The sequence below is a fragment of the Streptomyces himalayensis subsp. himalayensis genome, assembly GCF_013778455.1.
Lineage (GTDB): Bacteria > Actinomycetota > Actinomycetes > Streptomycetales > Streptomycetaceae > Streptomyces > Streptomyces himalayensis.
The window spans coordinates 167,761-180,624 of the sequence record NZ_JACEHE010000011.1 but is presented as its reverse complement, the minus strand read 5'-3'; the positions used below and the strand labels follow the sequence as shown (position 1 = coordinate 180,624).

Genomic DNA, 12,864 nt, shown 5'->3' with positions numbered 1-12,864 from the left:
CTGAGCGTTACACGAACGGGCTAGCATCGCCGGTCTTCACCGCTTGTGGTGACACGACCGACGCGGCCTGGTCACGGCGTACCGGAGGCCGTTGGATGGGGTCATGGACAGCACATCGGACACCACTGGGTGCCTGCCGGACCACAGGCATCACCACGCGACCTATGCGGAGCTCACTGACGCGTACTGGCTGGATTCACCGACCTTCATCGACAACGATCCGTCAGTCCGACCGCATGGGGTGGCGTCCGTCGACCGTGCGGACGCGCGGAGACGGGAAGAGCGTCCTGCGCGCCGGCTGGGGGCGGCCTGAGCTGATGCGCTCCGGACCGGGCGGCGCATCTCAATCCAGCTCGGTTGCCTGCCCATCCGCCTCTGCGCGGTCTTCTGCGCTGCGCGTTCGAGGTTCACCCTCGATATGCAGACAGCGACCTCTCCTGCTGTACAGCAGCCACGTCTCGGGGCTGCCGCAACCGCTTATGTCCGTCCTGGCTTCCACCGACCTCCTGCACGTGGCCGACCGGCTGGCCTGGCGGCATGCCCGCCATGGACGAAGCTCGAGTCACACGACTGGCCGGAGCTGTAGGGAATCGGGCCGTCGCTGGGCCGTGCGACGGTGCACAACGGCGACCAACGCTGACAACCGTCGACAGCTAAGTCGCAGCGTTGCTCGCGGTCGTCTCCGACGTCGGTGACGTGCTTAAGGACCACGCCGCACTGGAGCAGCTCGGCTACGAGTACCGCCCGGGGTCGTTCGCCGATGACGGCGAGCACCTGTTCTTCCGGAAGGTCTCAGGCGGCAAGCGAACGCATCACCTGCATGTCCTTGCGGCGTCGGCTCCGCGATCCGATGACTACCTGCTGTTCCGTGACTATCTGGTGGCGGGCGAGGACGCCGCCCAGCGGTACGAGCAGGCGAAGCAGTACCTTGCCGGGAAGTATGCGACCGAGCGTGGCGGATACGTCGCCGAGAAGTCCCAGATTGTCGATCAGCTCATGTCAGAAGCCCGGGCTTGGAGAGCGGCCGGTAGCGACAGCTAGAGACGTGCCAGCTGCGGAGAGGCGGCCGTCGAAGGTGATGTCGAAGGCGTTGAGCGCGGTCTTCCAGCGGCTGGTCCGGCGGCCTGGCCCTTGCCGGTGCGGTCGAGCGACATGACCGCCTTGTAGACGTACTTCAGGGCGGCCTGCTCGTTCGGGAAGTGGCCGCGGCCTTGACCGTCCGACGGATCCGCGCGTTGACGGACTCGATCGCATTCGTGGTGCAGACGATGCGGCGGATCTCGGTGTCGAACCGGAGGAACGGCGTGAACTCCTCCCAGGCCCACTCCCATAGTTCGACGGTCGCCGGATACTTGCTGATCCAGGCGCCGGCGACCTCGGCGAACCGTTCGGAGGGCCGCTTCCTCGATCGGCGCCGTGTAAAGCCGAGGGTGCCGATCCGGTACCGGCGGCGGCCGTCCGTATGGACATCGACGGGGACGTCGACGCCGACCGAGGGGACATCGACACAGACGGAGACGGAGGCGCGGTCGGGGACTCCGGGCACGCCCGAATACCCGCGTATCTCTGACGGCCCATGCGCGGATTCCAGTGGTGCTCCGTTGGGGCGCCCATCGTAAGGAGCGGCGCGTCTCCGACTGGGGGAGGATCACGTCGACGTCCGGTTCCGCGAGATCCACGGGTCCGTTGGGGTAGGTCGTCACAGCAATCACCCACGAACTCGAACGGTGCATTTCGGACTCCGGTTCTTACGGAATACGGACGTCAGACGCTGGAGGCAGGCCGGAAGCGGCCTGGCCAGTGGCGTGGTGCGAAGCTGAACGTATGAAGCAGCCGTACGAGCCGATGGGGGAAGCGCCCGCTGAGCGGCGGCCGGCCGAAGCGGCCCGGGTCCTGGTCGTGGAGGACGATCCCACCGTCGCTGAGGTCGTCTTGGGGTACCTGGACCGCGCGGGCTACGAGGTGGACCCGGTCGGGGACGGGCCGACCGCGCTCACCCGTGCCGCCACGCACTGGCCGGACCTGGTGGTGCTGGACCTGATGCTGCCCGGGATGGACGGCCTGGAGGTGTGCCGCCGACTGCGCGCCCGCGGTCCGGTGCCGGTCATCATGCTGACCGCGCGCGGTGACGAGGACGACCGGATCCTGGGCCTGGAGGTGGGAGCCGACGACTACGTCACCAAGCCCTTCAGCCCCCGGGAACTCGTCTTGCGGGTGGAGTCGGTGCTGCGCCGTTCCCGGCCTGCCAGGGCCGGTATGCGCACGACCCTGCAGGCCGCCGGCCTCACGGTCGACCCGGCGGCCCGCCACGCCACCAAGAACGGTACCGAACTGGCCCTCACGCTTCGCGAGTTCGACCTCCTTGCCTTCTTCCTGGGCCACCCCGGCCGCGCGTACGGCCGCGAGGACCTGATGCGCGAGGTCTGGGGCTGGGATTTCGGCGACCTGTCCACCGTCACCGTCCACGTCCGCCGGCTGCGCGGCAAGGTGGAGGACGACCCCGCGCGGCCCCGACTGATCCAGACCGTGTGGGGCGTGGGCTACCGCTTCGACCCCACCGGCACATCCGGCCGGCCAGAGGAGTGACCGTGCGCGACACTCTCCTGATCGCCCTGTTCGCCTTCCTCGGCGCCGCCGCGGCCGGGCTGCTCGGCGCGGGCGTCCTGTGGCTGATCCGCCGCCGCTCGCTCACCGCGTCGCTCACGGTCATCGCCGCCGTCGCGGTGACCGCGATGCTCGCGGGCACGCTGGCGGTGGCACAAGCGATGTTCCTCTCCGGGCATGACCTGTCCGTCGTCACGACGGTCGTCGCGATGGCGGCCGTCGTGTCCCTGGCCACCGCGCTTCTGCTGGGCCGCTGGGTGGTCGCCCGCAGCCGTGAACTCACCCTCGCCGCCCGCTCCTTCGGCGACGGCGGCGACTTCGCCGCCCCCGAGGGCCCCGTCACCGCGGAACTGGCCGCACTCAGCCGCGAGCTGGCAGCAACGAGCGCGAAACTCGCCGCCTCCCGTGAGCGCGAGCGTGCCCTGGAGTCCTCGCGCCGCGAACTCGTCGCCTGGATCTCGCACGACTTGCGTTCCCCGCTCGCGGGCCTGCGCGCCATGTCCGAGGCGCTGGAGGACGGCGTCGCCACCGACCCCGACCGCTACCTGCGGCAGATCCGCACGGAGGTCGAGCGCCTCAACGACATGGTCGGCGACCTCTTCGAGCTGTCCCGTATCCACGCCGGCACGTTGGCGCTCTCGCCGGCCCGGATCTCGGTGTACGACCTCGTCGGTGACGCCCTCGCGGGAGCGGACCCGCTCGCCCGCGAACACGGGGTCCGGCTGGTCGGCGACCGCGTCGAACCCGTACCGGTCGAAGTGGACGGCAAGGAGATGAGCCGCGTCCTGGGCAACCTGCTGGTCAACGCGATCCGCCGGACACCGGCCGACGGAACGGTCGCAGTGGCCGCCGAGCGTTCTCCAGAAGGTGTCGTGCTGTCCGTGACGGACGGCTGCGGCGGGATCCCCGAGGAGGACCTGCCGCGTGTCTTCGACACCGGGTGGCGCGGCACCCACGCCCGCACCCCTCCCGCGGGCGCGGGTCTGGGCCTGGCCATCGTCCGCGGCATCGTGGAAGCCCACCACGGGCGTGCCGCCGTACGGAACATCCCCGGCGGCTGCCGATTCGAGGTGACGCTTCCCACGACCGAGGCTTGAGACCGCCTCGAGGAGGTGTGGGCCGCCCGGTGCGGCGCGACGACGTAAGGGTTCCGTCATCTCTTGCGGGCTACGGGACGGCCACCCGCTGCGTTGAATGGGGTGCGACAGGAAAATCTCAGGAGGCGAGGCGGGGATGGCACGCGTGTGGAAGGTACTGACCAGGCCGTTGGTCATCGGAGCACTGGTGGTGGCTGTCGCCGCAGCCGCCTTCGGGCTGTACTGGTTCCAGCCGTGGAAGCTGTGGCAGGACGAGACTGTCGAAGAGTCCCTGCCCAGGGCAGTGGAGACCTCCGCTCCTCCCACGGCGGCGCCCTCGGAGACGCCCTCCCTGTCGACCGGGCCGCAGACGCTCGCGCGCGGTGAACTGATCAGCCACGAGCACGCGACATCGGGCACGGTGAAGCTCGTACGGCTGGCCGACGGCTCCCACGTCGTCCGGCTGGAGAACCTCGACACCAGCAACGGACCGGACCTCCGCGTGTGGCTGACCGACCAACCGGTGAAGGAGGGCAAGGCAGGCTGGCACGTCTTCGACGACGGGCAGTACGTCAGCCTCGGCAAGCTCAAGGGCAACAAGGGAAGCCAGAACTACGCCGTGCCCGACGACATCGACCCCGCCCGCTACACCAGCATCAGCATCTGGTGCGACCGCTTCGACGTCTCCTTCGGGGCCGCCGAACTCGACCGCGCCTGACGAGGGTGCACGGCCTCGCCGGTTCCGGCACGATGCCGCTGCCGGTAGCGGCGTTCGATCTCGCGCGCCAGGCCTCGTTCTTGTCGAGAGCGCTGCTCGTGGTGCTCAGGACTCGACCACCACGCTCACGTACTCCAGCAGTCGCGCGGTGTCGGCCGGGCCGCCCAGGACGATGACCTTCATGCGCGCCCGCTCCTCGTCGTAGGCGGTCTCCACCCGCAGCGGCGGGCCACCGGAATCCCGGCTCGCGGGCGCGGCCGTAAGCAGCGTGGCCACCCTGCGGGCCGTCTCGGCGTCGATCGCGTCGATCTCGACGATGCTGGAGACCTCGACGCGCCGGTGGCGCATGGCTGCCTCCCGCGAAGTCGCGGGCAAGGGCAGCCCGGTGAACGCCTCGATGTCCTCGTGCGCGATCCGGTACTGCTTGCCGATCTTGACCGCCTTGAGCTGCCCATCGCGCACGTACTTGCGCACCGTCCGGACGTGGAGTCCAAGCCGCTCGGCAACCTGATCCACAGAGTAGAGCGAAAGATCCATAAACGTACCTTAACACATCAAAGAAGGTGGCGTTACAGGTAACGATAGGGAAGTAAAGCGTACTCACTGTCGCGTCGACCCGCTATAGCCTGGCGGGCATGACCTCCTTGGAGAAAATCCACGACGTCCCCGTGCTGATGTGCGCAGCCGAGGGGGCGGCCATCGAAGGCGAACGAGACGCTCTGGACCTGATCGGCGACGCCACCTACCAGGGCGCCCGATGGGTCGTCGTCCCCGCCCAGCGGTTGGGTGACGACTTCTTTCACCTACGCACGCGCATCGCTGGGCACATCGTCCAGAAGTTCGCCCAATACGGCATGGGCCTGGTGGTACTTGGTGACATCTCCCGGCATCTGAAAACCAGCTCGGCACTCGAGGACTTCGTGCGGGAGAGCAACGGCGGTCGCCAGCTCTGGTTCCTGCAAGACAAGGAACAGCTGGCAGACCGCCTGCAGGGCTGATAACCGTCCGCAACACTCTGGGGCGCACCATGTGGGACTTCCCCGGCGGTCGGACCGGCGGCAACCGGTACCTGGTGCTCTACCTCGGAACGGGGCAGGCCGCCGACCTCGCGGTGCCGCCCGACCGGGACGAGCTGATCGCCTATGGACCGCCACTGTCCGACAACGGCGCCACCTGGCTGGGCACAGCGGTGTTGGTCCGGGCGCCGGACCCGGACACGGCACGCGCCATCCTGACCCCGGACCGGTACGCCGACATTGGTGCACAACTGGCAGTTCGGCGGGCGGCCGTCATGATGGTCCGGCCACTGCTGCCGGTGCCGAGCTGGTTGCGTGGCCGGGGGGCGGGCAGCCGGAGGCGTACTGCCACCGGCAGAAGCTTGACGCGATCCGCCAGTTGGTGGACAACGGCATCAAGTGGCGGGCGATGCCGGCCGACTTCCCACCGTGGGACCGGGCATACGCGTTCTTCCGCCGCTGGCGCGACCATAGCGTGGTCAGGGAGTTCCACGACCGGCTGCATGGCCGGGTCCGCGAGAGGCTGGGCGAGACGCGTCACCGACGGCCGGCCGATTTGACTCGCTGTCGGCAAGACGGACGCTGTCGTCGGCGCGGACAGGCGGGGCTTCGACGGCGGCAAGCTGATCAGGCCGCAAGCGGCATGTCGTGGTCGACACGCTCGGTCTGCTGCTGGGCGTGATGGTCACCGCCGCGGACACCGGCGACCGCACCGCCGCACAGGTCTTGCTGCGACAAGTCGCCGACGGGCACCACCTGCTGGCCCTTGTCCGGGCCGACGGCGGTTTCACCGGCAGCCTCGTCGAGTACTGCCTCACCGCACTCGCGCTGGTCCTTGCGATCGTCAAACGCAGCGCGGCCAGAAGCGGTTCGTGGTGCTCTGCCCAAGCGGTGGATCGTCGAGCGCCTCTTCGCGTGGCTGATGCGCACCCGTCGCCTGGTGCGCGAGGGAAACGGCCGGCTCAGCCAGGAGCAGATCGCCAAGGCGCTGAACACCTGGCGTGAGTCCGTCGGCCACTGGGAGACAGGCCGCAGCGAACCGCGGCCGCAGAAGCGGGCCTCCTACGCACGGCTCCTAGACGGCCTGTCCGCATGCTGTCCCGCCGAGGCTGCGCTTCCGAGGTGCGTGAAGGTTTTGCTCCAGCATTAAAGTGATATCACTATGCTAGACAGTGAGGTCGACCACCAGTACGGAAATGAACCTCGCCCACAGCTCAAACCACTCGAATCGGGGAGCACTCCATGAGCACACACGACCACACGGCGAACGCTCCAGACATAACCGACCTGCCCGAGATGCCCGAGCCGCGAGTGCGGGAGTTCGCCGCACACTCCATCGGGGGCGGGCTCGCGCTGCTGCTCGGCCTGGTGGGCCTGGCCGCCGGCGTGGGCCTCGTGGTGCTCGGAGCCGTGACCGCCTCGTCCGGTGGGAAGGCGGCGCTGATCGTCCTCGGCATTTTGATAGGCATCGCCGCGTTCCTCGCCATGTGCGGCCTCAACATGGTGGCCCCGGGCGAAGCCCGTGTTGTCCAGCTGTTCGGGCGCTACCGGGGCACCATCCGTACCGACGGTCTGCGCTGGGTCAACCCACTGACGTCCCGGGTCAAGATCTCGACGCGGGTACGCAACCACGAGACCGCCGTTCTCAAGGTCAACGACGCCTACGGCAACCCGATCGAGCTCGCCGCGGTCGTGGTCTGGAAGGTCGAGGACACCGCGCAGGCGTCGTTCGAGGTAGACGACTTCCTGGAGTTCGTCTCGACCCAGACCGAGGCGGCCGTACGGCACATCGCCATCGAGTACCCCTATGACGCGCACGACGAAGAAGGGCTTTCGCTGCGCGGCAACGCGGAGGAGATCACCGAGAAGCTCGCCATCGAGCTCCACGCACGTGTGGAGGCGGCGGGTGTGCAGATCATCGAGTCGCGCTTCACGCATCTCGCGTACGCACCCGAGATCGCCTCGGCGATGCTGCAGCGGCAGCAGGCCGGTGCCGTCGTGGCGGCCCGGCGGCAGATCGTCGACGGGGCGGTCGGCATGGTCGAGGCGGCGCTCTCCCGGATCGCCGAGCAGGGCATCGTCGAGCTCGACTCGGAGCGCAAGGCTGCGATGGTGTCGAACCTGATGGTGGTGCTGTGCGGGGACCGGGCCGCGCAGCCCGTGCTCAACACCGGGTCGCTGTACCAGTGACGTCCCCTTCGTCCGGGGGCGAGTCGGGTGGTGGCCCGGCCCCGAAGCGGTCGGCCGCACAGCGCAAGCAGGTGCTGTTGCGGCTCGATCCGCTGGTCCATGACGCGCTGGCCCGGTGGGCCGGAGACGAGTTGCGGTCCACGAACGCGCAGATCGAGTTTCTGCTGCGCAGGGCGTTGTCCGATGCGGGGCGGCTGCCTGGCGCGGCAGGGCCTCTTCCCCGGCGGGGGCGTCCGCCGAAGTCGTCCGGCGAGGACGAGGGATAGACCTGCTGGACTGGCCGAAATTGGGCTGCGTACCTCGCGTATACACACGCCTTGCTCTACCGGTGATCGGTATGCAGTTACCTAAAACCTGTAGGGAACTTAGCGTGCGTTTTATGAAGCCGCTGACAGGGGCTGACGAGCAAGAGATCCGCGCCGCGTTCGTGAACTGCGCCAAGGGCGGTGAAGCGCCCATCCGACCCACGTGACCTGGCCGACCGCCCCCGGGTCACCTGGACTGTCTCGAAACCCCAGGAGCGTTCCCGCACCATGAAGCCGCCGCTCGCGTCCGCGAGCTGAACCTGTACCGCCGGTACGTTGACCTCGTCGCCGCCGGCCGCAAGACGATCGAGGTACGGGTGTGCTACGCGCACTCGAGGACCTCGCCGCCGGCGACGTGATCCGCTTCCGGATCAAGGGCACCGACGAGACGTGCGACGTGCTCGTGAAGCGCGTCACGGCGTACCACGACTTCGAGGCGCTGCTCGACGGCGAGGGTCCGTCGAACGTCGACCCGACCTCGAGTCGCGAGCAGCAGATCGAGAACATCCGCAGTATCTACTCGCCCGAGAAGGAGGTGCTCGGTGCTCTCGCGATCGAGATCGAGCTGCTCACCGTCTAACGCCAGGCCAGGGCGTGTAGGAGTGGTGGTCCAGGACGCCTCAACGTGGTTGGGGCCGGCCTGGGACAGCCGCCGCGCCGACGGCGATGTGCCCAGGTGGCGGGGCCGAAGGTGGCCGGGATCGCCAGTACGTGTGGCCCGCGGTGCACCATCCATGCCAGCCGTACCTGAGCGGGTGTCGTGCCGTGTGCCCGAGGGAGATGGCGCTGGCGAGATTCGGCAGGTGGGAGCCGGCAGACTCGGGATGGACAACACCTGCCGCTTGGGGCAGGTTCGTGGCGGCGCTCTCGACGACGTTCGAGCCGGCCTTGCTGAAGAGGGTGAGAACTTCGCGTTCCGCGGATGCATGTGGGCCCAGGGAAGATTCTCCTGGGCCGACGAAGCCGCCGTACATGGCGCGTCGCCGCTACGTGAAGGGCTTGTCCATCCACGGGGAGCGATAAAGGCAAAGGCAAGGAGGTCACCCACTCCTTGCCACTCTTAACTTATAGCGCATGGGGGGCCTTGCGGCAAGGCCCGGGTCATGCCGCAGAATCGCTGGCCGAGCCCAGAACCTGCGGAAATAGGAGAGTCACCAAGTGCGTGTGTTGTTGTCGGTTTATGGATCGTGCGGTGACGTGAGAGCCGGTGGTGGGACTCGCACTGCGGTTGCGGGCACTCGGTGCCGAGGTGCGGGTGTGCGCGCCGCCGGACTTCGCGGGCGCGACCTCGGGTCGGAGCTGATGACATGACTCCCCTGACCACCAGCGCGTTTGACCTTCCCGACCACCTCTCCCCCAAGGCCGACCCGATGCTGATCGCCGGCGACGAGCAGCACTTCGCGGCCATCGCGGAGAGCCTCGAGCAGGCGATCGCCGAACTGTCCGACCTCCTCGATACCGAGCTCAAGGCACCCGGCGGCATTGGCCGGCAGGCGATGGACCGGGACATGGAGATCCACCGGCTGACCGGTCGCCTACGCGCCTTGCGTCGCTTCGGTCTGGACCTGTGCCTCGGACACATCGTCAGCGCAGACAACCCCGAGCCCGTCTACATCGGACGGCTTGGCCTCACCGACAGCGAGGGGCGTCGGCTGCTGCTCGACTGGCGCTCCCCCGCGGCTGAGCCCTTCTTCGCGGCGACCCACGCCAACCCGATGGGGCTGGCGAGCCGCCGCAGGTATCGCTGGGCCCGCGGCCGGATCAACGACTACTGGGACGAAGTGTTCACCGCTGAGGGGCTTGAAGGGCACGCCGCGCTCGACGACCAGTCCGCCTTCATCGCCAGCCTGGGCAGCAACCGGTCGACCCGGATGCGAGACGTGCTCGCCACCATTCAGGCCGACCAGGACGCCATCGTCCGGGCGGGATCCCGCGGCGCTCTCGTCGTCGACGGCGGTCCGGGTACGGGGAAGACCGTCGTCGCTCTGCACCGCTCGGCCTACCTCCTTTACTCCGACCCTCGCCTCGGTCACCGTCGGGGCGGCGTGCTGTTCGTCGGTCCGCACCGGCCCTACCTGGCCTACGTCGCCGACGTCCTCCCCAGCCTCGGAGAGGAGGGCGTGCAGACCTGCACCCTGCGGGACCTCGTCGCCGAGGGAGCCGGAGCAGCGATCGAGACCGACCCGGACGTGGTCCTCCTGAAGTCGTCCGTGGACATGGTGAAGGCGATCGAGAAGGCCGTCAGGTTCTACGAAGCGCCGCCCACCGAGGGGATGACGGTCACGACCCCCTGGGGCGAGGTCTGGCTGAGCGCCGACGACTGGGCCGAGGCGTTCGAAGCGCCGGAACCAGGTACTCCGCACAACGAAGCGCGGGACCAGATCTGGGAGGAGCTGGTCACGATCCTGATGGACAAGCACCACGGCGACGTCCCTCCTGGCCTGTTCCGGAGGTCGCTGCTGCACGACGAAGAGCTGGTCGGGACCCTCAACCGCGCGTGGCCGCTGATCGAAGCGGCTGACCTCGTAGGAGACCTGTGGTCGGTACCCGCCTACCTGCGGATGTGCGCTCCCTGGTTCGGCCGCGATGAGGTTCGGAAGCTGCAGCGCAAGGACGCCCAGGCCTGGACGGTGTCCGACCTGCCGCTCCTGGACGCGGCACGGCAGCGGCTCGGCGACCCGAAGGCGGCACTGCGCAAGCGTCGGCACAAGGCCTCTGTCGCGGCCGAACGCGAGCGCATGGCCAGCGTCATCGACAACGTACTCGAGGCCGATGACGACGGGGAAGGCGCGGTGACGATGCTGCGCGGACAGGACCTGCAGGACAGCCTGATCGACGAGACCGCACTGCCCAGGACCGAACCGGACCTGCTCGCCGGCCCGTTCGCGCACGTCGTGGTGGACGAGGCTCAGGAACTCACCGACGCAGAATGGCAGATGCTGCTGTTCCGCTGCCCGTCTCGGAGCCTCACCATTGTCGGGGACCGCGCCCAGGCCAGGCACGGGTTCACGGAGTCGTGGCAAGAACGGCTCGAGCGAGTCGGGCTCGACCGGATCGACGTGGCCTCCCTGAGCATCAACTACCGGACGCCGGAAGAAATCATGGCGGAAGCCGAGCCGGTCATCCGGGCCGCGCTCCCGGACGCCAATGTGCCCACCTCCATCCGCAGCAGCGGCATCCCCGTCGTACACGGGTCCGTCGCGGACCTGAACTCGATCCTCGACACCTGGCTCGCCGCGCATGACGACGGGATCGCCTGCGTCATCGGCACTGGTGACATCGGCGAGGGCACGTTCCGGGCGACGTCCCGCGTCCGGTCGCTGACCCCGGAGCTGTCGAAGGGACTCGAGTTCGACCTGGTCGTCCTCATCGACCCGGAGTCGTTCGGCGAGGGCGTCGCAGGAGCGGTCGACCGCTATGTGGCGATGACCCGAGCGACCCAGCAACTCGTCATCCTCACGAGCGGTTGACGTCGGCCAGCCAACGTGATCGCCGCCTGACGATCAGGAGGACCGCCATCGAAGGAGACCGTCGCGGCTTCGCGGTCCGCGCCAGGCCGAGTCAGGCGCCGATGACGATCCGGGTGTGGGAGGGGTAGGTCGACGACCCGGCCGAGCGGGGGCAGGCTCTCGGGCGTCGCGGCGCGGTACGCGAGGCCCTACTGAGGAGGTGTCGGCTCTCTCGGCAGTGCTTGGCCGAGGGTGTGGGTCAGAGGGTGCCGAGTGCTTTTCGCAGGACATGGATGGCTTGTTCGATGGCTGCCGTTGTGGCCTTGGTGGAGCGGACCGGGTTGAGCATCATGAAGTCGTGGATGATGCCGTTGTAACGAACACTCGTGGTCGGGACGCCGGCCTGGGTGAGCTTGGCAGCGTAGGCCTCGCCCTCGTCGCGGAGGACGTCGTTTTCGTCGACGATCACGAGGGCCGGGGGCAGGTCGCGAAGGTCGTCCAGCGTGGCGCGCAGCGGCGAGGCCGTGATCTCGTTGCGCTGCCCCTGGTCGGGGATGTAGGAGTCCCAGAACCACGCCATGGCCCTGGCTGTGAGGAACGGGCCGTCGGCGAACTCCTGATAGCTTGCGGTGTCCTGGGCGGCGTCCGTGACTGGGTAGTACATCGACTGGTGCACGAAGCTCACGTCACCTCGCTGCTTGGCCATGATCGCCACGGCGGCCGTCATGTTCCCTCCGACCGAGTCGCCGGCCACCGACATGCGGCTGGCGTCGAGGCCTTCGCTTGCCCCGTTCTTGGTGATCCACTGCGCGGTCGCGTACGCCTGCTCGATCGCCACGGGGTAGTGGGCCTCGGGCGAGCGGTCGTACTCGACGAAGGCGATCGCGGCCTTGGCTCCGTCGCACAGTTCGCGGATGAGCCGGTCGTGGGTGCCCGAGTTGCCGAGGACCCACCCGCCTCCGTGGATGTACAGGATGACGGGCAGGGGGCCTGCGGCACCCAGCGGCTTGATGAGGCGGACTCGGACGTCGCCCACCTCGGCCGGCACCGTGAGCCACTTGTCTTCGCCGACCTCGACCTTGGCGACCGGCGCGGCCTGAACGTCGTCGAGCACCTTGCGGGCGCCCTCCGGACCGAGTTCGTACAGGAAGGGCGGGTTGGCAGTCGCGTCCGCGAACTCCTGCGCCTCCGGCTCAAGGATGTACTTAGCCACGAGTCGACTCTTTTCGGTGAGTTATTCGGAGATCTGTCGGTATCTCACCAGAGAAAACTCTGCCGAGCCGGGAAGTGCAGCGGCCGTGTCACCCGCTTGGCGCCGACCGCAGTCGCCGCCCCTGTGAGGGCGTGGCACCGTCACTCAAAGAATCGATGGCACGAATCCGCTGGTCACCAATCTTCGGCGACAACGCTCGGCCTTCAATGGCACAGGACAGTCACAACTGGGGACATCACAGCCGAGCGTGGGAGTGTGCACAGAAATTCGTCAGGACGCGCCCAACGGCGCCG

General features: G+C 68.3%; 12 protein-coding genes and 3 pseudogenes. 12 read left to right on the top strand and 3 right to left on the bottom strand.

Annotation, left to right across the window (positions count from 1 at the left end; genetic code table 11):
• Window positions 1-666: 666 nt before the first annotated feature.
• Window positions 667-1,041, top strand: coding sequence for a GrpB family protein (locus tag H1D24_RS19600; protein WP_181658908.1), 375 nt, complete (start codon window positions 667-669; stop codon window positions 1,039-1,041).
• Here H1D24_RS19600 and H1D24_RS19595 read toward each other — a convergent pair.
• A pseudogene (locus H1D24_RS19595) lies at window positions 1,000-1,363 on the bottom strand (transposase); the annotation flags it as partial. The gene H1D24_RS19600 and the pseudogene H1D24_RS19595 overlap by 42 nt on opposite strands.
• 461 nt (window positions 1,364-1,824) lie before the next feature.
• On the opposite strand from H1D24_RS19595, the gene H1D24_RS19590 reads away from it, so the two are divergent.
• From H1D24_RS19590 to H1D24_RS19580, 3 genes are all read left to right on the top strand, one after another.
• Window positions 1,825-2,586 carry a response regulator transcription factor gene (locus H1D24_RS19590; RefSeq protein WP_258564176.1) on the top strand — a complete coding sequence of 254 codons (762 nt, stop codon included), beginning with the start codon at window positions 1,825-1,827 and terminating at the stop codon, window positions 2,584-2,586.
• Between the two features lie 2 nt (window positions 2,587-2,588).
• Window positions 2,589-3,701: a sensor histidine kinase gene (locus H1D24_RS19585; protein ID WP_181658907.1), complete on the top strand. Its 1,113-nt coding sequence runs from the start codon at window positions 2,589-2,591 to the stop codon at window positions 3,699-3,701.
• Between the two features lie 136 nt (window positions 3,702-3,837).
• On the top strand, window positions 3,838-4,398 hold the full coding sequence (locus tag H1D24_RS19580; protein ID WP_181658906.1) for a DM13 domain-containing protein: 561 nt from the start codon (window positions 3,838-3,840) through the stop codon (window positions 4,396-4,398).
• A gap of 105 nt (window positions 4,399-4,503) precedes the next feature.
• On the opposite strand, the gene H1D24_RS19575 is transcribed toward H1D24_RS19580, so the two are convergent.
• Window positions 4,504-4,935: a helix-turn-helix domain-containing protein gene (locus H1D24_RS19575; protein ID WP_181658905.1), complete on the bottom strand. Its 432-nt coding sequence runs from the start codon at window positions 4,933-4,935 to the stop codon at window positions 4,504-4,506.
• Window positions 4,936-5,033: 98 nt separating this feature from the next.
• On the opposite strand from H1D24_RS19575, the gene H1D24_RS19570 reads away from it, so the two are divergent.
• From H1D24_RS19570 to helR, 8 genes and pseudogenes are all read left to right on the top strand, one after another.
• Complete coding sequence (locus tag H1D24_RS19570) at window positions 5,034-5,396, top strand: DUF4180 domain-containing protein (protein ID WP_181658904.1); 363 nt, start codon at window positions 5,034-5,036, stop codon at window positions 5,394-5,396.
• A gap of 8 nt (window positions 5,397-5,404) precedes the next feature.
• Window positions 5,405-5,693: pseudogene (locus H1D24_RS42500) on the top strand (YciI family protein); the annotation flags it as partial.
• Between the two features lie 103 nt (window positions 5,694-5,796).
• Window positions 5,797-6,096 carry a transposase gene (locus H1D24_RS44090; protein WP_374064263.1) on the top strand — a complete coding sequence of 100 codons (300 nt, stop codon included), beginning with the start codon at window positions 5,797-5,799 and terminating at the stop codon, window positions 6,094-6,096.
• Window positions 6,063-6,419, top strand: a complete 357-nt coding sequence (locus tag H1D24_RS19560; protein WP_181658902.1) for a transposase — start codon at window positions 6,063-6,065, stop codon at window positions 6,417-6,419. Before H1D24_RS44090 ends, H1D24_RS19560 begins: the two co-directional genes overlap by 34 nt.
• Window positions 6,420-6,656: 237 nt before the next feature.
• Window positions 6,657-7,604: an SPFH domain-containing protein gene (locus H1D24_RS19550; protein WP_181658900.1), complete on the top strand. Its 948-nt coding sequence runs from the start codon at window positions 6,657-6,659 to the stop codon at window positions 7,602-7,604.
• A complete protein-coding gene (locus H1D24_RS19545; RefSeq protein WP_181658899.1) occupies window positions 7,601-7,870 on the top strand; it encodes a type II toxin-antitoxin system antitoxin in 270 nt (89 codons plus the stop codon). Before H1D24_RS19550 ends, H1D24_RS19545 begins: the two co-directional genes overlap by 4 nt.
• A gap of 230 nt (window positions 7,871-8,100) precedes the next feature.
• Window positions 8,101-8,489: pseudogene (locus H1D24_RS19540) on the top strand (ASCH domain-containing protein).
• Window positions 8,490-9,216: 727 nt separating this feature from the next.
• Entirely contained in the window at window positions 9,217-11,379 is a 2,163-nt protein-coding gene (gene helR, locus H1D24_RS19535; protein ID WP_181658898.1) for an RNA polymerase recycling motor ATPase HelR, read from the top strand.
• A gap of 238 nt (window positions 11,380-11,617) precedes the next feature.
• Here the strand turns inward: helR and H1D24_RS19530 are convergent, their stop codons facing one another.
• Complete coding sequence (locus tag H1D24_RS19530; protein ID WP_181658897.1) at window positions 11,618-12,571, bottom strand: alpha/beta hydrolase; 954 nt, start codon at window positions 12,569-12,571, stop codon at window positions 11,618-11,620.
• Window positions 12,572-12,864: the final 293 nt, after the last annotated feature.